Source organism: Pectobacterium aquaticum (genome assembly GCF_003382565.3).
In the GTDB taxonomy this organism is placed as follows: domain Bacteria; phylum Pseudomonadota; class Gammaproteobacteria; order Enterobacterales; family Enterobacteriaceae; genus Pectobacterium; species Pectobacterium aquaticum.
The window spans coordinates 762,988-786,177 of the sequence record NZ_CP086253.1 but is presented as its reverse complement, the minus strand read 5'-3'; the positions used below and the strand labels follow the sequence as shown (position 1 = coordinate 786,177).

The 23,190-nt window shown below is 52.7% G+C and carries 22 protein-coding genes; 10 read left to right on the top strand and 12 right to left on the bottom strand.

What is annotated here, in order from left to right; translation table 11 throughout:
* Positions 1-95 precede the first annotated feature (95 nt).
* On the top strand, positions 96-1,088 hold the full coding sequence (locus DMB82_RS03720; RefSeq protein ID WP_116164226.1) for an aldo/keto reductase: 993 nt from the start codon (positions 96-98) through the stop codon (positions 1,086-1,088).
* Positions 1,089-1,090: 2 nt separating this feature from the next.
* Here the strand turns inward: DMB82_RS03720 and rsmC are convergent, their stop codons facing one another.
* Positions 1,091-2,140, bottom strand: a complete 1,050-nt coding sequence (gene rsmC, locus DMB82_RS03715; protein WP_116164223.1) for a 16S rRNA (guanine(1207)-N(2))-methyltransferase RsmC — start codon at positions 2,138-2,140, stop codon at positions 1,091-1,093.
* Positions 2,141-2,299: 159 nt separating this feature from the next.
* Between rsmC and DMB82_RS03710 the strand changes: the two genes are divergently transcribed.
* The 3 genes from DMB82_RS03710 (at position 2,300) to DMB82_RS03700 (ending at position 3,805) form a co-directional block, all read left to right on the top strand.
* Positions 2,300-2,731: a DNA polymerase III subunit psi gene (locus DMB82_RS03710; RefSeq protein ID WP_102118051.1), complete on the top strand. Its 432-nt coding sequence runs from the start codon at positions 2,300-2,302 to the stop codon at positions 2,729-2,731.
* Entirely contained in the window at positions 2,682-3,125 is a 444-nt protein-coding gene (rimI, locus tag DMB82_RS03705) for a ribosomal protein S18-alanine N-acetyltransferase (RefSeq protein WP_116164221.1), read from the top strand. Before DMB82_RS03710 ends, rimI begins: the two co-directional genes overlap by 50 nt.
* A gap of 200 nt (positions 3,126-3,325) precedes the next feature.
* Complete coding sequence (locus DMB82_RS03700) at positions 3,326-3,805, top strand: discoidin domain-containing protein (protein ID WP_116164219.1); 480 nt, start codon at positions 3,326-3,328, stop codon at positions 3,803-3,805.
* A gap of 485 nt (positions 3,806-4,290) precedes the next feature.
* Here DMB82_RS03700 and DMB82_RS03695 read toward each other — a convergent pair whose 3' ends face one another.
* Both DMB82_RS03695 and DMB82_RS03690 read right to left on the bottom strand, forming a co-directional pair.
* Complete coding sequence (locus DMB82_RS03695) at positions 4,291-4,473, bottom strand: hypothetical protein (RefSeq protein WP_116164217.1); 183 nt, start codon at positions 4,471-4,473, stop codon at positions 4,291-4,293.
* A 40-nt stretch (positions 4,474-4,513) separates the two neighbouring features.
* Positions 4,514-4,798, bottom strand: a complete 285-nt coding sequence (locus tag DMB82_RS03690; RefSeq protein WP_116164215.1) for a hypothetical protein — start codon at positions 4,796-4,798, stop codon at positions 4,514-4,516.
* A 467-nt stretch (positions 4,799-5,265) separates the two neighbouring features.
* Here DMB82_RS03690 and DMB82_RS03685 point away from each other — a divergent pair, with 467 nt between their 5' ends.
* Both DMB82_RS03685 and DMB82_RS03680 read left to right on the top strand, forming a co-directional pair.
* Positions 5,266-7,242, top strand: a complete 1,977-nt coding sequence (locus DMB82_RS03685) for a TonB-dependent siderophore receptor (RefSeq protein ID WP_267132205.1) — start codon at positions 5,266-5,268, stop codon at positions 7,240-7,242.
* Positions 7,243-7,290: 48 nt separating this feature from the next.
* Positions 7,291-9,039 (top strand): ABC transporter ATP-binding protein/permease, encoded by a 1,749-nt coding sequence (locus DMB82_RS03680; protein ID WP_116164213.1) that lies wholly within the window; start codon positions 7,291-7,293, stop codon positions 9,037-9,039.
* Between the two features lie 52 nt (positions 9,040-9,091).
* Here the strand turns inward: DMB82_RS03680 and deoD are convergent, their stop codons facing one another.
* From deoD to deoC, 4 genes are all read right to left on the bottom strand, one after another.
* Positions 9,092-9,811 carry a purine-nucleoside phosphorylase gene (deoD, locus tag DMB82_RS03675; RefSeq protein ID WP_044203954.1) on the bottom strand — a complete coding sequence of 240 codons (720 nt, stop codon included), beginning with the start codon at positions 9,809-9,811 and terminating at the stop codon, positions 9,092-9,094.
* 47 nt (positions 9,812-9,858) lie between these two features.
* The gene (gene deoB / locus DMB82_RS03670) at positions 9,859-11,082 is read right to left on the bottom strand and encodes a phosphopentomutase (protein ID WP_102118056.1); all 1,224 of its coding nucleotides are present in this window, start codon (positions 11,080-11,082) and stop codon (positions 9,859-9,861) included.
* 89 nt (positions 11,083-11,171) lie between these two features.
* Entirely contained in the window at positions 11,172-12,500 is a 1,329-nt protein-coding gene (gene deoA, locus DMB82_RS03665; protein ID WP_116164211.1) for a thymidine phosphorylase, read from the bottom strand.
* Between the two features lie 190 nt (positions 12,501-12,690).
* Positions 12,691-13,470: a deoxyribose-phosphate aldolase gene (gene deoC / locus DMB82_RS03660; RefSeq protein WP_116164209.1), complete on the bottom strand. Its 780-nt coding sequence runs from the start codon at positions 13,468-13,470 to the stop codon at positions 12,691-12,693.
* A gap of 544 nt (positions 13,471-14,014) precedes the next feature.
* Between deoC and DMB82_RS03655 the strand changes: the two genes are divergently transcribed.
* Positions 14,015-14,314 (top strand): GIY-YIG nuclease family protein, encoded by a 300-nt coding sequence (locus DMB82_RS03655; protein WP_010300032.1) that lies wholly within the window; start codon positions 14,015-14,017, stop codon positions 14,312-14,314.
* A gap of 24 nt (positions 14,315-14,338) precedes the next feature.
* Here DMB82_RS03655 and DMB82_RS03650 read toward each other — a convergent pair whose 3' ends face one another.
* Positions 14,339-14,881 (bottom strand): GNAT family N-acetyltransferase, encoded by a 543-nt coding sequence (locus tag DMB82_RS03650; RefSeq protein WP_116164207.1) that lies wholly within the window; start codon positions 14,879-14,881, stop codon positions 14,339-14,341.
* Positions 14,875-15,399 (bottom strand): ubiquinone anaerobic biosynthesis accessory factor UbiT, encoded by a 525-nt coding sequence (ubiT, locus tag DMB82_RS03645; protein WP_116155154.1) that lies wholly within the window; start codon positions 15,397-15,399, stop codon positions 14,875-14,877. Before ubiT ends, DMB82_RS03650 begins: the two co-directional genes overlap by 7 nt.
* Positions 15,400-15,755: 356 nt before the next feature.
* Between ubiT and ubiU the strand changes: the two genes are divergently transcribed.
* From ubiU to DMB82_RS03630, 3 genes are all read left to right on the top strand, one after another.
* Positions 15,756-16,751: a ubiquinone anaerobic biosynthesis protein UbiU gene (ubiU, locus tag DMB82_RS03640; RefSeq protein ID WP_116155153.1), complete on the top strand. Its 996-nt coding sequence runs from the start codon at positions 15,756-15,758 to the stop codon at positions 16,749-16,751.
* Between the two features lie 11 nt (positions 16,752-16,762).
* Positions 16,763-17,641, top strand: coding sequence for a U32 family peptidase (locus DMB82_RS03635; protein ID WP_102118062.1), 879 nt, complete (start codon positions 16,763-16,765; stop codon positions 17,639-17,641).
* Between the two features lie 165 nt (positions 17,642-17,806).
* The gene (locus DMB82_RS03630; RefSeq protein ID WP_116164205.1) at positions 17,807-18,820 is read left to right on the top strand and encodes a luciferase-like monooxygenase; all 1,014 of its coding nucleotides are present in this window, start codon (positions 17,807-17,809) and stop codon (positions 18,818-18,820) included.
* A 65-nt stretch (positions 18,821-18,885) separates the two neighbouring features.
* On the opposite strand, the gene cptA is transcribed toward DMB82_RS03630, so the two are convergent.
* The 3 genes from cptA to yrbN form a co-directional block, all read right to left on the bottom strand.
* Positions 18,886-20,604, bottom strand: a complete 1,719-nt coding sequence (gene cptA, locus DMB82_RS03625; RefSeq protein WP_116155151.1) for a phosphoethanolamine transferase CptA — start codon at positions 20,602-20,604, stop codon at positions 18,886-18,888.
* Between the two features lie 598 nt (positions 20,605-21,202).
* Positions 21,203-23,119 (bottom strand): DEAD/DEAH family ATP-dependent RNA helicase, encoded by a 1,917-nt coding sequence (locus DMB82_RS03620; protein ID WP_116155150.1) that lies wholly within the window; start codon positions 23,117-23,119, stop codon positions 21,203-21,205.
* Positions 23,112-23,183 (bottom strand): protein YrbN, encoded by a 72-nt coding sequence (yrbN, locus tag DMB82_RS20765; protein ID WP_223193433.1) that lies wholly within the window; start codon positions 23,181-23,183, stop codon positions 23,112-23,114. The genes DMB82_RS03620 and yrbN overlap by 8 nt, the downstream gene beginning before the upstream one ends.
* Positions 23,184-23,190: the final 7 nt, after the last annotated feature.

Here is a 23,190-nt window from a genome sequence, read left to right as displayed (position 1 = left end):
TTATTTTTGAATAGTGTTGCATAAAAATGGGTATTTATCTTTGCTGGATAAACAACCAGACTGCTTTCACTGCCAACGACATGAGGAAGATGACAATGCAACAGCGCAAATTAGGTGCGAACGGCCCGCAGGTTTCGGCTATTGGGCTAGGCTGCATGGGAATGAGTGATTTCTACTCCACCGCGCAGGACGAAAAAGAATCCATTGCCACGTTGCATCGCGCATTGGAGCTGGGCGTTACGCTGCTGGATACCGCCGATATGTATGGCCCCCACACCAATGAGCTGCTGCTCGGCAAAGCCATAAAAGGCAAACGCGAACAGGTCTTTCTGGCAACCAAATTCGGCATCATCCGCGACCCGGCGAATCCCCACGCCCGTGGCATCTGCGGTAAACCGGACTACATCCGCCGTTCGGTGGAAGGGAGCCTGACGCGCCTCGGGACTGACGTTATCGATCTTTACTATCAGCACCGCATCGACCCGACGGTTCCCATTGAAGAGACAGTCGGCGCGTTGGCAGAGCTGGTTCAGGAAGGCAAGATTCGTTACATCGGCCTGAGTGAAGCCTCCGCCGCCACGCTGGAACGTGCGCACCGCGTGCACCCCATTACGGCGTTACAGAGCGAATACTCACTGTGGACACGCGATATGGAAGCAGAGATTCTGCCCACCTGTGAGCGTCTGGGTATCGGGTTTGTGCCTTACAGCCCATTGGGGCGTGGTTTCCTGACCGGCGCGATTCGCAGCCCGGACGATTTGGCTGCCGACGATTTCCGTCGTACCAATCCACGCTTCTCGGGGGAAAATTTCGGTAAAAATCTGCAGTTGGTAGAGAAAATCAACCAACTGGCGCAGGAAAAACAGGTGACGCCCTCACAGCTGGCGCTGGCGTGGGTATTGGCACAGGGTGAACATATCGTGCCGATTCCGGGCACTAAACGCCGCCGCTATCTGGAAGAGAACGTCGCGGCGCTGGATGTCACGCTGACGAAAGAGGAACTGGCCGCCATTGATGCTATTTTCCCACCCGATGCCGCAGCAGGTGAACGCTACGGCAAGGAGAGTATGGCGGCACTGAATCAATAGGATTACCGACGACGACCTTTGCTTCCTGTGCGCGGCGGACGACCGACGGTGGCCTGATACACCTTGAAGCGTCCGGTCTGCGCCAGTACTTCATGGCTACCAAAAGCGGCATCTAACAGCGCCGGATAAGGCAGGAAGGCGTTAGCGACGATGCGTAACTGCCCGCCAATCGGTAAATGGGTTACCGCACCACGAATCAGCATTTCCGCGGCTTGCAGGCTGGTCTGTAAGCCGTCATGGAACGGCGGATTAGACACGATCATATCGAAGCGGCCATTAATGTCGGAATAGACGTTACTCGCAATCACCTCGCCTTCCAACGCATTCGCCGCCAGCGTTGCCTTGCTGGACTCCACCGCGGCTGCGCTGACATCGCTCAGCGTCAGGCGGATTTTCGGTGACTGTTTCGCCAGTACCGATGCCAGCACGCCCGCACCACAGGCGATATCCAGCACTTTGCCTTTCATGTGCGGCTCAAACGTAGACAGCAGCAGTCGGCTACCCGGATCCAGGTCATCACGACTGAAGACACCCGGAAGCGTTTTGACGGTCACGCCGTCCGTCACATACTCGTCCCACCACTCATCCAGCGTGAAGCTGGCCTGCTTGTCAATCCGACCGTGGTAAAGCCCACAGCGGCGCGCGCTGTCGATTTTTACCAGTTCAACGAAGTCAGACAGCACAATTTCCGCACTACGCACGCCGCTGCGGTTTTCTCCAACAACGAAGATTTCCGTACCGACCGGCATCAGAGACAGCAGGTTACGCAGTTGGAATTCCGCTTCCTGTTTGCTCTTCGGCCAGTAATAAATCAGCGTGTCGCTATCCGCCACCAGCGCCGCATCCGCGACCAGACCATATTGAGCGTTATCCCCAAGTGGCTTTGCCATCTGTTGCCAGTGGTGGTATTGGTTGCAATGGACACGCACTGACGCCGCCTCAAATTGCGCGGGCAGGGTATCCTGCAAATCACCGGCAAACAGAACTCGGCGTGAAAGAAATTCGTCACTATGGCGCAGTATGACTTCACTGGCTGGGGTTAATGCGGACATCAGGCTACGGCTCCTTAATCATTGAGCGGGGGATTATATACGCTTCGTCCCCGAAGTTGCAGAGCGGAGAGGAAATAACCGCACCGACGTTGGCGCAGTCTGACGGGGTTTGTTAGCATAGGCACGAATCATTTTCTCGCACGCCAGACAGGATAATGCATGGAATCAAGACGTGACAGGCTGCTACAGCAACTGGGGATTACGCAGTGGACGCTGCGTCGCCCGACGGTGCTGCAAGGCGAAATCGCCGTCAGTCTGCCCGAACAGGTGCGTCTGGTGATTGTCTCCGCCGAGCCGCTGGCCGATGATGAACCGCTGCTGACCGACGTTTTGCACAGTCTGGCGCTCACGCCTGCGCAAGCCTATCGCCTGACGCAGCAGCAGATCGAGATGTTGCCCGCCGATTCGCACTGCCATAGCTGGCGGTTGGGCATCGCGGAACCCATTGCGCTACAGGGTGTTCAGCTTTCCAGCCCTCTGCTTTCCGAACTTTATCAAAATGCCGACGCCAAACGGGCGCTGTGGCAACAGATCTGTGAACATGAACACGATATCTTCTCTGACGCCAGCCGATCTGGCACAAGCCTTTAAAATTGAACAAGCCAGCCACGCCTTTCCCTGGTCGGAAAAAACGTTTGTCAGCAATCAAGGTGAGCGTTATTTCAACATCAAACTGGAGCATGGCGGGCAGCTTGCCGCTTACGCCATCACACAAGTCGTGTTGGATGAAGCGACGTTGTTCAATATCGCGGTACACCCCGACCACCAGCGTCAGGGGTTGGGTCGCCAGTTATTGGAACACCTGATCGACGAAATGGAGCGGCGCGGCATTCTGACGCTGTGGCTGGAAGTCCGCGAGTCAAACGCGCGAGCCATCGCGCTTTATGAAAGTCTGGGATTTAACGAAGTCTCCGTGCGCCGGGATTATTACCCCACGGCCCAGGGTCGGGAAGACGCCGTTCTCATGGCGCTGCCGCTCGGCTAACCTCTTTATCTATACTCCTCGTGGCAAGGCGGGTGCCATAATGTGCGCCCCATCCCGCTCTGCTTTTTTCCTGATAGAAAAATCCCCGCAACGTGATCGCTATAAATAAAACCTTGTTTCTTTTTTATCACAATGAGATTCCATTTCATGTTTCTGGTTTGCAGGCATGCATGGTTTATCCGTTATCTACGAGGAATAATATGAAAAAATACACTCTGGCTACGACGCTCCTGTGCGGTTTATTCTCTCTTTCCGCTTACGCGGTACAAGTAACGGCGGTGACAGCTTCCGCTTATGATTCAGACAAGGGCCACAAACCGGCCAACATTGCCGATGGCGACGTAAAAACGCGCTGGGCGGCAAATGGTGAGAGCTGGGTTCAGGTAGAACTGGATAAAGAACAGTCGGTTGAAAACTTTGTTCTGGTTCCTTTCAAAGCGGACGAACGCAAACTGAAATTCTCTGTTTCCTACTCCACCGACGGTAAAATCTGGCAAAAACTGGCTGACAATCTGGTCACCTCCAACAATGCCAAAGACGGTGAAAAATTCACCTTCCCTGCCGTGAAAGCGAAATTCTTCAAGCTGGATACGTTCGGCACCGATGTGAACAAATGGAGTGCCATCAACGAGCTCAGCTTTAACAGTGCCGCACAGGTTCCGGCTCAGGCCATCAAGTAACGTGTTGGGATAGTCTGGCACTTCGGCCTGCCATCCCTATTTCGTTGAACATCACCACGCCTGAATCTGCTGCCGGGCGTGGTATATTCTAATCCTGTAGCTCCACGAACAGCTTCCCCCTCCTCTCCTTTCGATATCGTATCCACATTTTCCTTAGCGTTGAAATAAAAATCATTCTCAATTAATATGCGCCTGAAATTTGACCTCCTATCGCTCCGTTTCAGGCACCAGACATGTCATCAGCCAATATTGATACCTCAGCAGATCTGCATCAGCTCTATTGTCAGCATCATGGCTGGTTACAGGGGCTATTGCGCAAACGGCTGGACGAGGCTGCCGTTTTCAATTAGCCAGTGGCCTATGTCTTCAAACCCAATTTTTATTAGTCGATCCATGCTTTTACTCTCAAAAATTTTCGTTTAAAAGCAGAAATAAAAAGCCGCCTATAAAGGCGGCTCTATTTAACACTTGGCATGCTCAGCTTCTTAGTCGTGTTGCTTTCTCAAGGTTTTTATCTTTTGGTCGCTGCGAGAGTTCTTGCCATTTTTGTTATTAATCTGCACCGAACCCTCCGGTAAGCCATAAGTCTTTTCAATGTGCTTCTCAATGCTACCTACGCTGGCATCACTTCGAGCATTACGTTGGCGGCGTGCTTTTTCTTGACTCATTATATTTTAATCCTTTAAGTATAATTTCTATTTTTTGGGATTATTTTACTTTGGTTAAAATTTTTACCACCATACTAATCGCCCCCATAACTGCGGTGGTTTTACCTATGTCAGCAATTCCCGAAGTGCAGGATGGGCAAAGTTCATCATCGTAGTATTCACCGCCTTTTGCATAGTTCTGACAGCCAGGGCTGCGACATACATAAACAGTCTCGTTGCATTCAGTGCATAAGCACTTATCTCGCCTAACGGTATTCTCTTCAACTACCTTTGGCTGAACCATCTCATTGCAAAATGGGCATTGACCCTTGTGCTTCGCACTCATGGTTAAATTCCTTTATCAACCAATAGGACTACTTGTAATACGAACACTACGGCACTTTGGGCAATAGTTCGGTGTCCCTGCGCCAGCACGACTCGTCCATTCGTGTTTGCAAGGAGCCTCTAAACATTTAGCGCGATACAAGACGACCTTTTTAGCGGGTTTAGCCATTTTTAGAGTTCCGTGATGCAGCATCATTCGACGAAATCAATGCTATCACCATAAACATATCAAGTATAGAGCACTACGCTTAACGATTAAAAACCATTAAGTAATTGAAAAATATGTAATAAAATAAATTTTCTGTAATTAAAAAAACAAGTGAAAACTATATTTATCCATACAAATCAATAATATAAATGAATTTCAGTGTGTATAGAAAAAAATGTATATTTTTTGGAGCTATCGAGAGCTACCATAAGGCATATTTTCTACTATTTTCATCTGTTATTGTTGTCACACGCCAGCGCATGGACGATCAGAATATGACCTCGCTGGATGAGGCCATGAAGCAAACCACCGGCATCAACGTGGTCAACCAGAACAGCTATCAGGTGAAATACGAATCGCGTGCTTTCGTGATGGATAATATCAAGGAAGACGGCGTTAACTTTTCCAGCCAGAACAGCGTATCCAACATGGGGGCGGTTCAGTCCTCCAGCGAATCTCCCGATCTGGCGATTTATGACCGCGTCGAAATCCTGCGCGGTGCGTCCGGCCTGTCACAAGGCAATGGCGAACCCGGCGGCACCGTTAATCTGGTGCGCAAGCAGCCTACTCACAATTTTCAGGCATCGGGCAGCGTTGGCGTGGGCAGTTGGGATAATTACCGCAGCGAGCTCGATGTCTCCGGCCCGCTGAATGACGATGCCAGCCTGCGCGGCCGTCTCGTTGGCGTTTATCAGGATAAACAAAGCTTTAAAGATTACGAACACAGTGAAAGAAAAGTGCTGTTCGGCACGCTGGCCTACGATCTGACGCCGTCCACCACGGTCACCGGCGGCATTAACTGGCAAAAAACCCGAGGCGTGCCGGATGTGTATGGCATCCCGTTCGCCACCAATAAAAGCAGCCTGAACCTGCCGCGATCCACCTATCTGGGCGCCAGTTGGAACCGCATTGAGTTTGAAAAAATTAACCCGTTTGTCGAACTGGAGCACCACTTCGACAACGACTGGACGCTGAAAACCGCGCTGAACTATATCCACTCCCGTGCAGCAAGCAGCTATATCGGTATCATGAACGGCACCAGCGGCGTCAATCCAGCAACGGGGACGTCATCGCTAAACAATAATCTGCGCTACGACAATAAGGCTGAACAGTGGGGTTACAACCTGAGCCTGAACGGTCCGTTCGAGCTATTGGGGCGTAATCATGAACTGGTGGTGGGAGGTGATTATCAGAAAGAGAATTTCGATAACAACCACATCCGCATCAACAACACCAGCAGCGTGAATATTTTCAACTGGCAGCCGAATTCGTTGGCAGAACCAGACTGGTCAAATACGAGTCTCTACAACAACCACTATAACGACCGCTTTAATCTGTATCAGCGCGGCGCGTTCGCCACGGCCAGATTCGAACTGGCGGATGACTGGAAGCTGATTCTGGGCGGCCGTTACAGCGCCTACAGCTATGACGAGTATTTCACTAATCATATCCGTAATACCTCCTCACTCAGCAGCCTGCATGCCAGCAATGAGTTTGTGCCTTACGGCGGTCTGCTGTGGGACTTTGCTGACAACTACACCTGGTATCTGAGCTACGCCGAGATCTACAAGCCGCAGAGCGAAAAAGATCGCAATGGTAAGCTGCTGCCCGCCATTACCGGCACCAACTATGAAACCGGCGTGAAGGGCGAGTTCTTTGATGGCGATCTGAATACCTCTCTGGCATTGTTCCGCATCATTCAGGCGAATCGCGCAATGGCCGTGGCGGATAGTTCAGTTTGTCTAGTCGGGACAAGCTGCTCGCAAGCTCAAGGCGAAGTGCGTAGCCAGGGTGTGGAGCTGGATGTCACAGGCAAACTGGCTGAAGGCTGGCAGATTCAGGCCGGTTATACCCTGACCAACAGTAAATATCTTGAAGGTAGCGCGAGCGAAAGAGCGGCACAGTTCAGCCCGCGTACGCCGAAACATATGTTCAAGCTGTACACCTCATACAATCTGCCGGGTGAGTTGAACCAATGGACGATTGGCGCAGGCATGACGGCACAGACTGAGACGCAAACCTCCCCAAACAGGGCTTATGGTCTGCATCAGGGCGGTTACACCCTGTTTAACGCCAATGTCCGCTATCAGTACAGCAAAAACCTGAGCTTCAATCTGGTGGGCAATAATCTGACGGATAAAACCTACTACTTAAACCTGAACAACCGCCATCTTAGCGGCAACAACTATTACGGCGACCCGCGTAATTTCATGCTGACCGCGAAGTGGAATTTCTAAGCGAACACGCCTGCCAGCCTCGGCTGGCAGGCCCTCGCTCAACCCATTATGCAAACACTTAAACGCTTTTATGCGCTGACCGCGCCTTTCTGGCTAACCACACGTGCCACCTTGCTCTGGCTGTTACTGCTGCTGATTATGAGCCTGACGCTCTCCGTCGTGTGGATCAGCGTGCAGTACAACAACTGGAGCCGGGATTTTTACGACGCGCTGGCCGACTATTTTCAGCACGCGTCAATCTACGATATGGCCATGCGCTATCTGGCCTATACACTGTTGTTCGTGCTGGTCATCATCTGCGGCAACTGGCTCAAGAAACAGCTGATTATCCGCTGGCGCGATATCATGACGCATCAATATGAGCAGGATTGGCTGCGTAATCACGCCCACTACCAGCTCAGCGCCGGGCTGGATAACCCCGATCAGCGCATCGCGGAAGATATCCGTCTGCTGATTGAACAGAGTCTCGAACTCCTGCTTTCGCTGCTGAAAAATACCGCCCGTTTTTTCTCTTTCATCGCCATTCTCTGGCAGCTTTCCGGCGTCCATACCTTCACGTTGAGCGGCTACACCATCACGGTACACGGCTATCTGGTGTGGATCGCACTGGTTTACGCCGCAGTAGCCAGCGTGGTGACGCACCTGCTGGGGCATCGTCTGCACAAGCTGAATATTGAACGCCAGCGGGCAGAAGCCGACTACCGCGCCACGCTGCTGCGGGTGCGAGACAACAGCGAGCAAATCGCGTTTTACCAAGGGAGCGACGCCGAGCAGCAGCGGATGCGGCAACACTTCCTGCCCATCGTGCAAAATTGGCAGCGTTTAATGACGCGAGAATTCCGGCTGGAAAGCTTTACGACCAGCTATTTCCGTTTCAGCCTGATTATTCCGGTTTTCGCTACCCTGCCGCTGTTTCTCGCCCGTCAGGTTAGCCTCGGGGCGATTATGCAGGCGCGATCCGCTTTCGGTTATGTGCTGGATGCCTTTGGCTGGTTTATCGATGCCTATCGCCAGTTGGTTCAGTGGTCTTCTACGATTGAACGGCTGTGGGAATTCCAGCACCGCTTACAACAGTTACCGACGCCAGAGGAACCTCGCCATGAAGGCTATGCTCTGCACATCAACGCGCTGTCCGTCTCGCGCCCGGAGGGTTCACCGTACTTTGCCCCGCTGACGCTCACGCTTCAGGCTGGCGAATGGGCGGTACTCAGCGCAGTCAGCGGCAGTGGAAAAACCACGCTGCTGCGGGCGCTGGCGGGACTGTGGCCAACCTCGCAAGGAGAGAGGCATTTCCCTGCGGGCCGCGCGCTGTTTTTACCGCAAAAGGCCTATTTACCGCAGGACACGCTGCGTCAGGTACTGTGTTATCCGCAGGCGCAGTTAGCGGATACCGCACCGTTGATCGCGGTACTAGAACAAACCGGGCTGACCGCGCTGATTCCCCGTCTGGACGACAAGGCAAACTGGAGCCGGGAACTATCAGGCGGTGAACAACAGCGCCTGTCGCTCGCACGTGCGTTACTGCTGCGCCCGACGCTACTTTGTCTGGATGAGGCCACCAGCCAACTCGACGACGCGGCAGCGCTTCAACTACTAGAACACATCAGGATTACGCTGCCACAAACCATTGTTTTGGCCGTCAGCCATCAGCCTGCGGTGCTAGCATGCTTCAAACATCAGATACGGTTAACGCCACTCGAACCAGAGAAGAAAGCGCACACAGAGAACTGCATTGTCGATCTTTCTGTTCCGCCGCCAGCGGCGGACAATCAGCAGGTAGCTTACAGCAGGATTTGAAGGGAAAAACAGGAAAATACAGCCCGGAGCGGATGTCCGGGCTGATGTGATGTTACTCGTTATCGCCCAGCAGAACGGATTCCAGCGCGATTTCGATCATTTCGTTGAACGTGTTTTGACGCTCTTCTGACGTAGTCTGTGCACCGGTACGAATGTGGTCAGAAACGGTACAGATTGCCAGCGCTTTCGCACCGAACTCTGCCGCGACGCCATAGATACCGGCCGCCTCCATTTCCACACCCAGAATGCCGTATTTTTCCATCACGTCGAACATCTGCGGATCTGGCGTGTAGAACAGATCGGCGGAGAAGATGTTACCGACGCGGACAGAAACATCGCGTGCTTTGGCAGCATCAACGGCATTACGCACCATATCGAAATCGGCAATCGCCGCGTAGTCGTGATCTTTGAAACGCAGTCGGTTCACTTTGGAATCCGTACAGGCACCCATGCCGATTACCACGTCGCGCAGCTTAACATCTTCACGTACCGCACCGCAGGAACCCACACGAATGATCTTCTTCACGCCGAATTCGGTGATCAGTTCTTTCGCATAAATTGAGCAGGATGGGATACCCATGCCGTGGCCCATGACTGAAATTTTACGGCCTTTGTAAGTCCCCGTGAACCCTAACATGCCACGCACGTTGTTCACTTCGCGGGCATCATCCAGAAAGGTTTCTGCAATGTACTTAGCGCGCAGCGGGTCGCCCGGCATCAGTACAACGTCCGCGAAATCACCCATTTCTGCATTAATATGTGGCGTAGCCATGCGTTTATTCCTTAATTAATCAAGTTTCACGTAAAAAACGGTGTGTTTTACAGTATCGATTTGCCGTAGTCCATAGGCGACAGGCCAAAGTAGGCCGCGACCGTCTGCCCGATATCGGCGAAGGTTTCACGGTGGCCGTATGACCCCGGCTTCACGTTAGGCCCATAGATCAACACCGGTACGTTCTCACGAGTGTGATCGGTGCCGTGCCAGCTTGGGTCACAGCCGTGGTCAGCCGTCAGAATCAGGATGTCGTCACCCTTCACGCGGGACAGCATTTCTGGCAGGCGACGGTCAAACAGCTCCAGCGCGGCAGCGTAGCCCGGAATATCACGGCGGTGGCCGTAGGCAGAATCGAAATCAACAAAGTTGGTAAACACGATAGTGTTATCACCCGCGCTATCCATCTCTTTCAGCGTGGCGTCAAACAGCGCATCGATGCCGGTGGCCTTTACTTTCTTCGTGATACCGACCTGCGCATAGATATCCGCAATCTTGCCGACGGAAACCACTTCGCCGCCTTTTTCATCCACCATTTTTTTCAGGATGGTTGGCGCTGGCGGTTCAACGGCCAGATCGTGACGGTTGCCAGTGCGCTCGAAATTGCTGGGTTTGTCGCCGATAAACGGACGCGCGATCACGCGCCCGATGTTGTAATTCCCTTCGGTCAGCTCTTCGCGGGCGATTTCACACAGCTCGTACAGCTTATCCAGACCGAACGTTTCTTCATGGCAGGCAATCTGGAACACCGAATCCGCAGAGGTGTAGAAAATCGGCTTGCCGGTTTTCATATGTTCTTCAGCCAACTGATCCAGAATCACCGTACCGGAAGAGTGGCAGTTGCCCAGATAGCCCGGCAGATTGGCGCGTTTTACCAGTTTATCCAGCAGCTCCTGCGGAAAACTGTTTTCTTCATCTTTAAAATAACCCCAGTCGAACAGGACAGGCACACCGGCAATTTCCCAGTGACCAGACGGCGTATCTTTACCCGAGGAGATTTCGCTGGCGTGCGCGTAAGCACCGATGATGTCTGCGTTTTCATCCAGCCCTGCCGGGAACGTCCCCGTTGAGGCCTCAGCGGCTTTACCCAGCCCCAGACGGCTCAGGTTCGGCAAATGCAGCTTACCGCTGCGCCCTTTATCCGCCGTCCCTGCTGCACACGCCTGAGCGATATGACCCAGCGTATCCGAACCGACATCGCCAAAACGTTCTGCATCAGCACTGCTGCCGATCCCAAACGAGTCGAGAACCATAATATATGCACGTTTCATTCTTTTTCTCCTGCGCAGCTATGCGCTAACGCCCTGCCGACAGGCAGGGGAAAATCAATTCAAGACGACCACTAATCGGCCCCGTGCGATCAGGCTTCTGCGCTCACTCGACGATAGACCATCGGGGTCTTTTCTGGCGCGGTGTCGCCCAATTGGATCGCGGCACGGACTTCATTCGCCGCCTGCTGCCACTGCGCTTCCGTATTGGCGTGGATCACCGCCAGCGGGCACTGCGCATCAACGCGCTCACCCAAACTGATCATGCTATCCAGACCGACGCTGTAATCGATCGTATCCGTGGCCTGACGGCGTCCACCGCCCAGCGAGACGACGGCCATGCCCAGCGCGCGGGTATCCATCCCAGTCACGATGCCTTCACGCGTCGCAAAAACCGGCTTGCTTAATGTCGCCACTGGCAGGTAACGATCGTAGTGTTCGACAAAATCGCTCGGGCCACGCTGTGCGGCGACCATGCGACCAAAGACTTCGGCAGCTTTACCGTTATCCAACACGGCTTGCAGACGTGAATGCGCGTCGTCCGCCGAGCTTGCCAGTCCGCCCGCCAGCAGCATCTCGCCACATAGCGCCATAGTAACATCATACAGGCGTGGATTGCGGCTCTCCCCCGTCAGGAAACGCACGGCTTCTCGCACTTCCAGCGCGTTACCCGCACTCGAGGCCAGCACCTGATTCATGTCAGTCAGCAATGCGCTGGTGTGACATCCCGCGTTATTCGCTACGCCGACAATCGCCTGTGCCAGTTGTTCGGACAGTTCATAGGTCGGCATAAACGCCCCGGAACCCACTTTGACGTCCATCACCAGCGCATCCAGCCCTTCCGCCAGCTTCTTCGCCAGAATCGACGCAGTGATCAGCGGGATTGAATCGACCGTGGCGGTAATGTCACGCGTGGCGTAAAAGCGTTTATCCGCCGGAGCCAGCGAGGAAGTCTGCCCAATGATCGCGACGCCAACCTGCTGGATGATGCGACGAAAATCTTCATCGTTCGGGAAAATATCCAGTCCCGGAATCGCTTCAAGTTTATCTAACGTGCCGCCGGTATGCCCTAAGCCGCGCCCAGAGATCATTGGGACGTACCCCCCACAGGCGGCAACCATCGGCCCCAGCATCAGCGAGGTAACATCCCCGACGCCACCGGTAGAGTGTTTGTCCACCAGCGGGCCGTTCAGGTTCAGACTCTTCCAGTCCAGTACCGTGCCGGAGTCACGCATCGCCAACGTCAGCGCCACGCGCTCATCCATCGACATGTCGTGAAAATAAATGGTCATTGCCAGCGCTGCTATCTGGCCTTCAGAGACGGTATTGTCACGAATACCATTGATAAAGAAGCGGATTTCCTCTTCGCTCAGAGCTTTTCCATCACGCTTCTTACGAATAATTTCTTGAATCAGAAACAAGGTCTGTACTCCTGATCAATTCTGATGTGGCTCAGCAGCCTGTCGCTGCGAGCACATTTGCTATGTGTGAGCCAACGCCACCATGAATACAAATTCTTTATAAACAATACGTTGTAAAGAATAGTGTTGTCACGAATAGCGTTATCACAAATAAACTGTCACGGATAAAATAGTGCGCCTGTGCGCGTGATTAGTAGCTACCTTTCGGAGCCGCTGTCGCGTGGCCAAGTGTTGTCAGCAGACTCGCCAGCAGACTGGATGCGCCAAAGCGAAAATGCTGCGCCGTCGCCCATTCAGCGCCCATGATATCGTCCGCCAGTTGCAGGTAGATGGCGGCATCTTCCGCGTTACGCACACCGCCCGCCGCTTTAAAACCGACATGCTCACCCACACCTTTATCGCGGATCGCCTTCAGCATGATCGCCGCGCTTTCTGGCGTCGCGTTCACCGGCACTTTACCGGTCGAGGTTTTAATGAAATCGGCCCCCGCATCAATGGCAATCTCGCTCGCCTGACGGATCAGCGCTTCTTGCTTTAGCTCACCCGTTTCGATGATCACCTTCAGCAGCACATGGGCATCCTGACACACGGCTTTACATGCCTGCACCAGCTCAAAACCGATTTGCGCGTTGCCAGCTATCAGTGCGCGGTAAGGGAATACGACATCAACTTCATCAGCGCCGTAGGCTATCGCTGCCTTGGTTTCTGCAACAGCAATTGCCACATCATCATTGCCGTGCGGGAAGTTGGTCACCGTCGCGATGCGGATATTCGGCGTACCCTGCTCACGCAGGACCTTTTTCGCCAGAGGGATAAAACGTGGATAGATACAGATAGCAGCTGTTTTTCCGGCCGGGCTGTTTGCCTGACGGCAGAGTGCCGTCACTTTTTCATCCGTATCATCCTCATTCAGCGTGGTTAAATCCATCAGCGCCAGCGCACGTCGCGCCGCCGTGGTCAGCTTGGTCATACAACACTCCAACTCGTCAGCCGGTCTAACCGGCCCTGAACATTAACTGGTGCAAAACCAGCACGTTTGGCGAGCGGACTTGGTTCCTTGAAGATAGCGCCCAGGCGAAACAACCTGTAGCGGCACCGAGATCCTTCTCACCGCAATCAGCCTTCCTCTACCCTTCATTCTGTGATTATTTCAACACTGAAAGAATGACATCGAAAGAAACTATTTATTAGACAAAGTTATTAGACAAAGTTATTAGACAAAAAAACGATTTATTAGACATTGGAACACGCTATGTCGGACTATTTTGTGAATTTACTCACACTTGATGTAATAAAAATGCAATAGATGGTGATTATATGTGATTTTTATCACACAAACTGTTCCAGATAAGGTTCATCCGATGAATTAACCGTGACAGCCTTGTCGGCCAGACGTCCATTTATATCGGGAAAAAGAGGGGCAAAACAATAGCGAGTTATCACTTCACGCAGCAGGACAAGCGCCCTAAACTGACTGACAACACGACGGCTTACGAGAAACCACAGACAACACCATGACCGAACACGCCGAAGATTCTCACTGGTATCTGTACATACTGCGCACGGTCGCTGGGGCGTTGTACACGGGTATCACAACGGATGTCAGCCGCCGCCTGAATCAGCATCAAACGGGAAAAGGGGCAAAAGCGCTGCGGGGAAAGGGAGAATTAACGCTGGTGTTTCACTGTCTGGTGGGCGATCGCTCAGACGCACTCAAACTGGAATATCGCATTAAGCAGTTGAGCAAAAACCAAAAAGAAAGGCTGGTACAAGACCAGCCCAAGACGCTTTGTATTTCAAACACGTTGTATTGATACGCTATCGGCTAACGAATCACGTTAGAGAAAACGGTTAAACGGCTCGGCGTATTCCACCAGCCCGCTCGCGCTTTCAAACCCGCTTTCGCCCTCAGGACGACCTTCACCGACGACATGGTTATCCGCCAGAGGGTAAACCTGAAAAGCCGATTCACTGTCCGGCCAGCGGCAGTGCAGTTGATGTTCTGTAGCCGGAACGAAACCAAAGCGAGAATAGTATGTTGGCTCACCCAGTACGACGACAGCGGTGTAGCTAAATTCATTCAGCGCATCCAGCCCTTCGTAGACCAGCTTCTCCCCTACGCCCTGTCGACGCAGGCTGTCGTCTACCGCCAACGGTGCAAGCGCCACCCACTGGCGATCCTCACCGTCGATCAACACTGGGCTGAATGCCGCGTAGCCCACCACGCCACCTTCATCGTCAGTCGCCACAACGCCGAGCGTCAATAAGCCATCTTCACGCAGTTGATGAACCAGATCCGCTTCCGCCCCCGTTGAAAAAGCACGGCGCAATAAGTTGTCGATCCCTGCGGCATCAACGGGAATTTCCACCCGAACTAGCATGATACTGGCGTGTGATTCGCGGGTTGCACCACACCCTCCTGTAAGCCGGCTTCAACAAAGTTCGCCAGTTGCAGCAGGCCAATGCGCAGCGGCGCAGGCATAGATTCCAGCTCAATAGCGTCCATCAGGTTCTTCACATACAACCCTAACTCGGTATCGCCCTCAATGCGCAGACGACGCTGGAAAAAGAGCGTATCAGGATCTTCTTTACGCGCGGCAATCAAAATCAGATCGTTCGCGTCTGCGCTGAAGCTGACATCCGGCGTCTCAGCATGACTCACGACCAGACGCCCGTCGCGCAGCGTCATAAACCACTGCAAGCCAACGTCACGCACCTCAATTTTCAGCCAGCGGCTTTCGAGAAATGCCAGATCGCCCTCTTCCAGCGCCTGACGGAACTGCCAGCCCAACATCTGTTCCAAAACCTGACGCTGTAGCGCAAAGGGAGTGAACTTGAGTGGCTTACCTAATAAGCTCGGTCCCTGACGCACAATCTGCGCTCGTAGTTTTTCCAACACTGGCGTACTCCTCTTAAAGCAATCTGACTGTTCAGATAATCTGCAAACATTTTGCCACATCCACCGCACGCGGCAGAGGTCTATGTCAATAATTTAGTCGGTTATTCGATTATGCCCAACAGATTTTGTCCTTGCGCGACGATTAGCACCATAAACTGCCTTAAATCAAAGTCCTTACCGATTTGGTTAATTAAGATTCCCAATCGTTAACAACATTCATCGACTGATAAAAAATCGCTTACGGCGACCCACAAGGGTGGTAGGCAGAACGCCCGTCATAAACGCGATTGTCAGTCTGAACATCATTGATCGTACTGAGCAGCTACGGCTCCAAAGGGATTAATGAAGGATTGTGTATGGAACTGCTTTGCCCCGCTGGCAACCTGCCGGCACTGAAAGCTGCCATCGATAATGGCGCAGATGCGGTCTATATCGGCCTGAAAGATGACACCAACGCACGTCATTTTGCCGGGCTTAACTTTACCGACAAGAAGCTACAGGAAGCGCGAGAGTACGTGCATCGCCACCAGCGTAAGCTGCATATCGCCATCAATACGTTTGCCCATCCGAACGGCTATCAGCGCTGGCAACGCGCTGTGGATATGGCTGCGCAGATCGGGGCCGACGTGCTGATCCTCGCCGATCTCGCCATGCTGGAATACGCCGCCGAGCGCTATCCCCACATTGAGCGTCACGTGTCGGTTCAGGCTTCCGCGACGAACACCGAAGCGATCCATTTCTATCATCGCCATTTCGATGTCGCACGCATCGTGCTGCCGCGCGTGCTGTCCATCCATCAGGTGAAGCAAATCGCCCGCACCAGCCCGGTGCCGCTCGAAGTGTTCGCCTTTGGCAGCCTGTGCATCATGGCGGAAGGCCGCTGCTATCTCTCTTCTTATCTGACTGGTGAATCACCGAATACCGTAGGTGCCTGCTCGCCGGCGCGATTTGTACGCTGGCAGCAGACGGAAAACGGCATGGAATCACGTCTGAACAATATCCTGATCGACCGCTATCAGGACGATGAAAACGCCGGTTATCCCACGTTGTGCAAAGGGCGTTATGTAGTCGATGGGCAGCGCTACCATGCGCTGGAAGAGCCAACCAGCCTGAACACGCTGGAGCTGCTGCCTGAATTGATGGCTGCCAATATTGCTTCCGTGAAGATAGAAGGCCGCCAGCGCAGCCCAGCCTACGTCAGCCAAATTACGCAAGTATGGCGACAGGCTATCGATCGCTGCCGCGCCAATCCTGAGACATTCGTTCCCACTCAGGCCTGGATGGATGCATTAGGTGCGGTGGCAGAAGGCACGCAGACCACGCTCGGCGCTTATCACCGTAAATGGCAGTAGCAGGAGAACACATGAAATACGCATTAGGGAATATTCTCTACTATTGGCCGAAAGAGGATGTTGAGGCGTTTTATCAGGCCGCGGTGAACAGCAGCGCCGATATCATTTATCTCGGCGAAACAGTGTGCAGCAAGCGCCGCTTGATGAAGGTGGCGGACTGGTTCAACGTCGCCCGCGAGGTCGCCAATAGCGGTAAACAAGTGGTGATCTCTACGCTCGCACTCTTACAAGCTCCATCTGAACTCACCGAGCTAAAACGCTATGTGGAGAACGGCGAGTTCTTACTGGAAGCAAACGATCTGGGTGCCGTTAACATCGCCGCCGAACGTAACTTGCCGTTTGTCGCCGGACACGCGCTCAACTGCTACAACGCGTACACCCTGCGAGTTCTGCATAAACAAGGCATGGTGCGCTGGTGCATGCCAGTTGAGCTATCCCGAGACTGGCTGCAAAACTTATTGAATCAGTGTGACGAGCTTGGCTTTCGCCATCAGTTTGAAGTGGAAGTGCTCAGCTACGGCCATTTACCGTTAGCCTATTCCGCCCGCTGCTTTACCGCACGTTCAGAAGATCGACCGAAGGATGAATGCGAAACCTGCTGCCTCAACTATCCACAAGGCAGAAAAATGCTGTCGCAGGAGAATCAGCAGGTGTTTGTCCTCAACGGCATTCAGACGCAAAGCGGCTATTGCTACAATCTCGGCAACGAGCTGACATCAATGCAGGATTTGGTCGATATTGTCCGGCTGTCCCCGAACGATATCAGCACACCGGCGATGCTGGATAAATTCCGCGCCAACGAACAAGGCAATGTGCCATTGACGCTGGAGAATCAGGCAGATTGCAACGGCTACTGGCGCCGCGTCGCCGGCCTTGAACTCGTTCAGTAACTCACTTCCTATCAGGGCGGCCAGCCGCCCTTTCCTTCCTAAGCGCACCTTTGAACTACGTATAACCGCGACATTCCCGCATACTGATCTGACTTTCATCATTGACTGACAGCGTTAGCATCCACCGAATGGGTGGAGTCAGTGAACAACAAAGTGAGCCATATTATGTCTACGTCTTCTCAACCCACCGTGTTTTCCGTCCTCGATCTTGCGCCGATTCCTCAAGGTGCGACAGCGCGTGACGCCTTCCATCGCTCGCTGGATCTGGCGCAGCACACAGAAAAATGGGGCTATCACCGCTATTGGCTGGCGGAACACCACAGCATGACGGGTATCGCCAGCGCGGCGACGTCGGTGCTGCTTGGCTATCTTGCCTCGGGCACACAACGCATCCGTCTCGGCTCCGGCGGCGTGATGCTACCGAACCACTCACCGCTCGTCATCGCCGAGCAGTTCGGTACGCTGGAATCACTGTATCCCGGCCGTATCGATTTGGGATTAGGCCGTGCACCCGGTACCGACCAACGCACCATGATGGCGCTGCGCCGTCATCTCAATGCCGATATCGAAGATTTCCCACGCGATGTGCAGGAATTGCAACGTTATTTCGCCGATGCACAGCCGGGTCAGGCAGTGCAGGCCGTCCCCGGACAAGGTCTACACGTTCCGATCTGGCTATTGGGATCGAGCCTGTACAGCGCACAATTAGCCGCGAGACTGGGTTTACCTTTCTCCTTTGCCGCTCATTTCGCCCCCGATATGTTGCTGGAAGCCTTCCGACTCTACCGTGAAAACTTTGTCCCTTCTGCTACCCACACTAAGCCCTACGCGATGGTTTGCGTCAATGTGGTTGCAGCCGATAGCGATCGGGATGCGCGCTTCCTCTTCACCTCGATGCAGCAGCAGTTCATCAACCTGCGCCGTGGCACGCCGGGCCCGCTGCCCGCGCCGGTAGAAAACATCGATACGGTCGGATCACCTGCCGAGCAGTTTGGTACTGATCAAGCATTACGGCTGTCGATTGTTGGCGATAGCGCGAAAGTCCGTCATGGATTGCAGAGCCTTTTGCGTGAAACGCAGGCGGATGAAGTGATGATTAATGGCCAAATTTTTGACCATCAGGCGCGAAAAGACTCCTTCGAGCGGATCATACAGATACGTCAGGACGTGATCGGTTAGCACCCTCTGCAGGGCCGAATAGGTGGAGAAAGCGTCCCCTCTCCACCTCGGTTATTCCCTGGGGGTTATTTACCGCCTGTGGTGTAAGGCAAGCTGTCAAAGGTGCTCAGCCCTTTCTTACTGTATGGGTTGCCTATCCAACGCTCTGATTCACGAAATACAGGGCTAACCAGGCTTTTTTCGGGTTCCTGAAGATCGTAGCTAAGCCCCGCCAAAGTTGACCAGGTATGCAGCAGGTGCGCATTGCTGTATTTCCGATCAACATATGGGGAATAATCGATCGGATGATCTTTCTGCCACTGCGGTGAAGTCCAGAGAATAAACGGCACGGTATACATAGTACGCGTCGGTGCTGTCTCATTTCGCCCCAGCACGTTGTGCGGCGGCGTCTCGTAAACATCTTCACCGTGATCCGAGAAATAGAGCAGGAAGCCATTCGGCTGCGTTTTTTCAAAGGATCGGATCAGCGTTTCAAGAACGTAATCGTTGTACAACTCAGCATTATCGTAGTCGTTATAGACTTCAACATCGTTGTCGTCCACGCCGTCAGGAATCCCTTCTCGCCCAACAAATTGAGTCGCCTCTTCCGGATAGCGAAATTTATATTTCATGTGAGTGCCTAGCAGGTGCACAACAATAAATTTCTTCTCAGCGGGATCGGTCAGCACCTTTTCAAACGGCGCGAACACCACGTCATCGTATTGCCGCGCGCTTTGCGTGCGCTGATTGTTCATATAGAACTGTTCGTCTGTTTGCTGGGAGAACACCGTCAGGAGCGTATTACGTTTGGTCATCGTCTGCTGATTGGTAATCCAGAACGTTTTGTATCCGGCCTGTTTCATCATGTTCATCAGCGAAGGCTTGCTCAGATAGAGATCTGGTTGCTGCTCATCGGCGAACGTCAGTGCCTGCTGCAAGATTTCAATGGTGTACGGACGTGAGGTCACCACATCGTTGAACACCACCAGATTGGCATCGCTTTTACGCAGTGCATCCAGTCGCGGCGTGGTCTGTCGGCCATAACCATACAGGCTCATACGGCTACTGGTGGTTGATTCACCGATTACCAATACCAGTGTGCGCGGTGTATTGCCGTTCGCATCTTTCAGGTTTGCAAGGGGTGGCAGCGCCGCATTCTGCCTGAGCATTTCGGTCATGCTTCCCAATTGCTGGCGGTACTCTACGTAACCAGCAATGTACTGCCATGGGGCAGTAGTGGACATGCGACTTGCCAGATAGCCGCTGGCTTCTACCAACGTCTGCCCCTCATTGTGCATTTTTTTATAAAGGGGAATACCAAATAGCACCACAACAATTAATGAACAAGCTGTCACTTTATATTTAAGCGGTAAATAAACTGGCCGCAGTTTTCGCCACAGAAACCCAACGATCACCGTATAAAAAAACAATATAGCCAACACTTTCAGACTGAAATATTGGCTTACATACTCGCCAGCTTCTTTACTATTAGACTCGAACATCACAAACATTACGCTTTGTGAGAACTCTTGTTTATAAATCGAGTAATAACCAAGTGCGATCAAGGATGTACTCCATAATAGAATACCCAATACGCCACTGATGATTCTAGTTCGAGCAGGGAAAACAAAAACGGGGAGCAGCCACAGCAAGCTGTAGAGTAGCGAATCACGTAATCCCGTGGTGCCACTATGTCCGGTCAGAACAATGACAAGCTGTAGTGCGCAGGAGAAAAACCAAAAATAGAGTAAAAGCCATCCGAGCGAGCACCAACTAAAGCGCTCTTTAGCAAAGAGTTCAGACATGTTTAATTCCACACAACGTTGTTATTTTTTACGCAGCGCCAAATGGCACTACTTTAATTAGGTCTTTTTTGATTACACTTCTTTCGGCACCAGAATAAACAACGCCAAAGATCAATATTATCCGTTTAGAACCTGATAAATCTATCTAATAACTGCAACATTTGGTTTTGGCTGGCTGGGAGTGAAGATACTGATAAGCTATCTTGTTCTTCCTACCGAAGACGAGCGAGTAACATGAAGTATCGGCAGCTAAAGCAGTTTACCCCGAGAACGGTGTCGGAAGAAGAGATAAAAGGCTATCAGGACGGCTGAGCAGTACCGCGTAAATGTATTGAGATTAGGTAGTCATCAAAAGTGTTCGAGATATTAAGAATGGTGACTTAGCATTGCACTTCGGAATGAATCGTCCCTTAATTATAAAATTAAGATAGACCGGTGAGGTGAGTCACAAAAAAAGCGGTCCATCGTTATCGACAGACCGCTTTTTATAACAAAACCAAGGGTAAAGATTGCGTAAGGTACCATTTTGTTATTTGAAGCGAAGTGTTTAACTTCACTTCGAACAGTAAGACAATACGCTTATTACCCGATGTTAGTTTTATTGACCAGCATCAGCAGGACGACGGCGTGGAGCACGCGGTGCAGCGGCATCACGATTGAAAGAACGTTCGCGACGCTCACCGCCGTTAGCGTTACCTTCACGGCGTTCACCACCGCCGAAAGAGCGACGTGGCGCTGCGCCATCACGACGTTCGCCGCCCGCACCCGCAGGACGACCACCACCACGACGTTCTGGCTGTGCGACTGCATCACCCAGCAATTGCATATTCATTGGTTTGTTCAGAATACGCGTGCGGGTAAAGTGTGATAACAGGTCGCCCGGCATACCTTTCGGCAGTTCAATCGTCGAGTGAGACGCGAACAGCTTGATGTTACCGATGTAGCGGCTGCTGATATCCCCTTCGTTGGCGATAGCACCAACAATGTGGCGAACTTCAACGCCGTCATCACGACCCACTTCGATACGATACAGTTGCATTTCACCCGCATCACGACGCTCACGACGCTGTGGACGGTCACCATCACGGGGTTCACGGGAATCGCGAGCATCGCGGGGTTCACGGCGACGATCGCCACGTGAATCACTACGAGACTCATCACGATCGCGGTATTCGCGACGCGGACGGAATGCCGGATCTGGCGGCAGAATCAGAGGACGTTCGCCTTGCGCCATTTTCAGCAGCGCAGCAGCCAGCGTTTCAACATCCAACTCTTCCTGCGGTTGCAATTTCGTCAACAGCGCACGGTACATATCCAGATCGCTGCTTTCCAGTTGTTGCTGTACTTTAGCGGCAAACTTAGCCAGACGGCGTTGGCCCAGCAATTCTGCATTTGGCAATTCCACTTCAGGAATCGTCAGCTTCATTGTGCGTTCAACGTTGCGCAGTAGGCGGCGTTCACGGTTTTCAACAAACAGCAGTGCACGACCCGCACGACCTGCACGGCCCGTACGACCAATACGGTGGACGTAAGACTCGGAATCCATTGGGATATCGTAGTTGACAACCAAGCTGATACGCTCAACGTCAAGACCACGCGCCGCAACGTCGGTTGCGATCAGGATATCCAGACGACCATCTTTCAGACGCTCCAGCGTTTGTTCACGCAGCGCCTGATTCATGTCACCGTTCAGCGCGGCGCTGTTGTAACCGCTACGCTCCAGGGCTTCGGCCACTTCCAGCGTCGCGTTTTTGGTACGAACGAAAATAATCGCCGCATCAAAATCTTCTGCTTCCAGGAAACGTACCAGCGCTTCATTTTTACGCATACCCTGCACCGTCCAGTAGCTCTGGCTGATATCTGGACGCGTAGTCACACTTGATTGAATGCGAACTTCTTGTGGATCTTTCATGAAACGGCGCGTAATGCGGCGAATCGCTTCAGGCATGGTCGCAGAGAACAGCGCAGTCTGATGTTCAGCAGGGATCTGAGCCATGATGTTTTCAACATCTTCGATGAAGCCCATACGCAGCATTTCATCAGCTTCATCCAGCACCAAACCACTCAGGTTGGACAGATCCAGCGTACCACGCTTCAGGTGATCCAACAGACGGCCCGGCGTACCCACAACGATCTGTGCTCCACCACGCAATGCGCGCAGTTGGACGTCATAACGCTGGCCACCGTACAGGGCAACGACGTTAACGCCATGCATATGCTTGGCAAAATCATTACAGGCTTCAGCAACCTGGACAGCCAGTTCGCGGGTTGGAGCCAACACCAACATCTGAGGCGCTTTTAACTCAGGCTTTAAATTATTGAGTAATGGCAGAGCAAAAGCCGCAGTTTTACCACTGCCAGTCTGTGCCATACCCAGCACATCGCGACCGCTCAGCAGATGGGGAATACATTCAGCCTGAATTGGCGATGGTTTTTCATAGCCCAGATCGGTCAGGGCGTTAATAATAGGAGCAGACAGCCCCAAATCGGAAAAAGAAGTAAATAAATCAGTCATGTACACGTGCCTCATTAAACATGGCGGCCAGTCTACATAACTCGTCGTGAAAATTTTCAGTCATTTTCATT

Bases quoted from the DNA above. Each gene is read 5' to 3' on its own strand.
- DMB82_RS03720 (WP_116164226.1), top strand. From the start codon at position 96: ATGCAACAGCGCAAATTAGGTGCGAACGGCCCGCAGGTTTCGGCTATT.
- rsmC (WP_116164223.1), bottom strand. From the start codon at position 2,140: ATGTCCGCATTAACCCCAGCCAGTGAAGTCATACTGCGCCATAGTGAC.
- DMB82_RS03710 (WP_102118051.1), top strand. From the start codon at position 2,300: ATGGAATCAAGACGTGACAGGCTGCTACAGCAACTGGGGATTACGCAG.
- rimI (WP_116164221.1), top strand. From the start codon at position 2,682: ATGAACACGATATCTTCTCTGACGCCAGCCGATCTGGCACAAGCCTTT.
- DMB82_RS03700 (WP_116164219.1), top strand. From the start codon at position 3,326: ATGAAAAAATACACTCTGGCTACGACGCTCCTGTGCGGTTTATTCTCT.
- DMB82_RS03695 (WP_116164217.1), bottom strand. From the start codon at position 4,473: ATGAGTCAAGAAAAAGCACGCCGCCAACGTAATGCTCGAAGTGATGCC.
- DMB82_RS03690 (WP_116164215.1), bottom strand. From the start codon at position 4,798: ATGAGTGCGAAGCACAAGGGTCAATGCCCATTTTGCAATGAGATGGTT.
- DMB82_RS03685 (WP_267132205.1), top strand. From the start codon at position 5,266: ATGGACGATCAGAATATGACCTCGCTGGATGAGGCCATGAAGCAAACC.
- DMB82_RS03680 (WP_116164213.1), top strand. From the start codon at position 7,291: ATGCAAACACTTAAACGCTTTTATGCGCTGACCGCGCCTTTCTGGCTA.
- deoD (WP_044203954.1), bottom strand. From the start codon at position 9,811: ATGGCTACGCCACATATTAATGCAGAAATGGGTGATTTCGCGGACGTT.
- deoB (WP_102118056.1), bottom strand. From the start codon at position 11,082: ATGAAACGTGCATATATTATGGTTCTCGACTCGTTTGGGATCGGCAGC.
- deoC (WP_116164209.1), bottom strand. From the start codon at position 13,470: ATGACCAAGCTGACCACGGCGGCGCGACGTGCGCTGGCGCTGATGGAT.
- DMB82_RS03655 (WP_010300032.1), top strand. From the start codon at position 14,015: ATGACCGAACACGCCGAAGATTCTCACTGGTATCTGTACATACTGCGC.
- DMB82_RS03650 (WP_116164207.1), bottom strand. From the start codon at position 14,881: ATGCTAGTTCGGGTGGAAATTCCCGTTGATGCCGCAGGGATCGACAAC.
- ubiU (WP_116155153.1), top strand. From the start codon at position 15,756: ATGGAACTGCTTTGCCCCGCTGGCAACCTGCCGGCACTGAAAGCTGCC.
- DMB82_RS03635 (WP_102118062.1), top strand. From the start codon at position 16,763: ATGAAATACGCATTAGGGAATATTCTCTACTATTGGCCGAAAGAGGAT.
- DMB82_RS03630 (WP_116164205.1), top strand. From the start codon at position 17,807: ATGTCTACGTCTTCTCAACCCACCGTGTTTTCCGTCCTCGATCTTGCG.
- cptA (WP_116155151.1), bottom strand. From the start codon at position 20,604: ATGTCTGAACTCTTTGCTAAAGAGCGCTTTAGTTGGTGCTCGCTCGGA.
- DMB82_RS03620 (WP_116155150.1), bottom strand. From the start codon at position 23,119: ATGACTGATTTATTTACTTCTTTTTCCGATTTGGGGCTGTCTGCTCCT.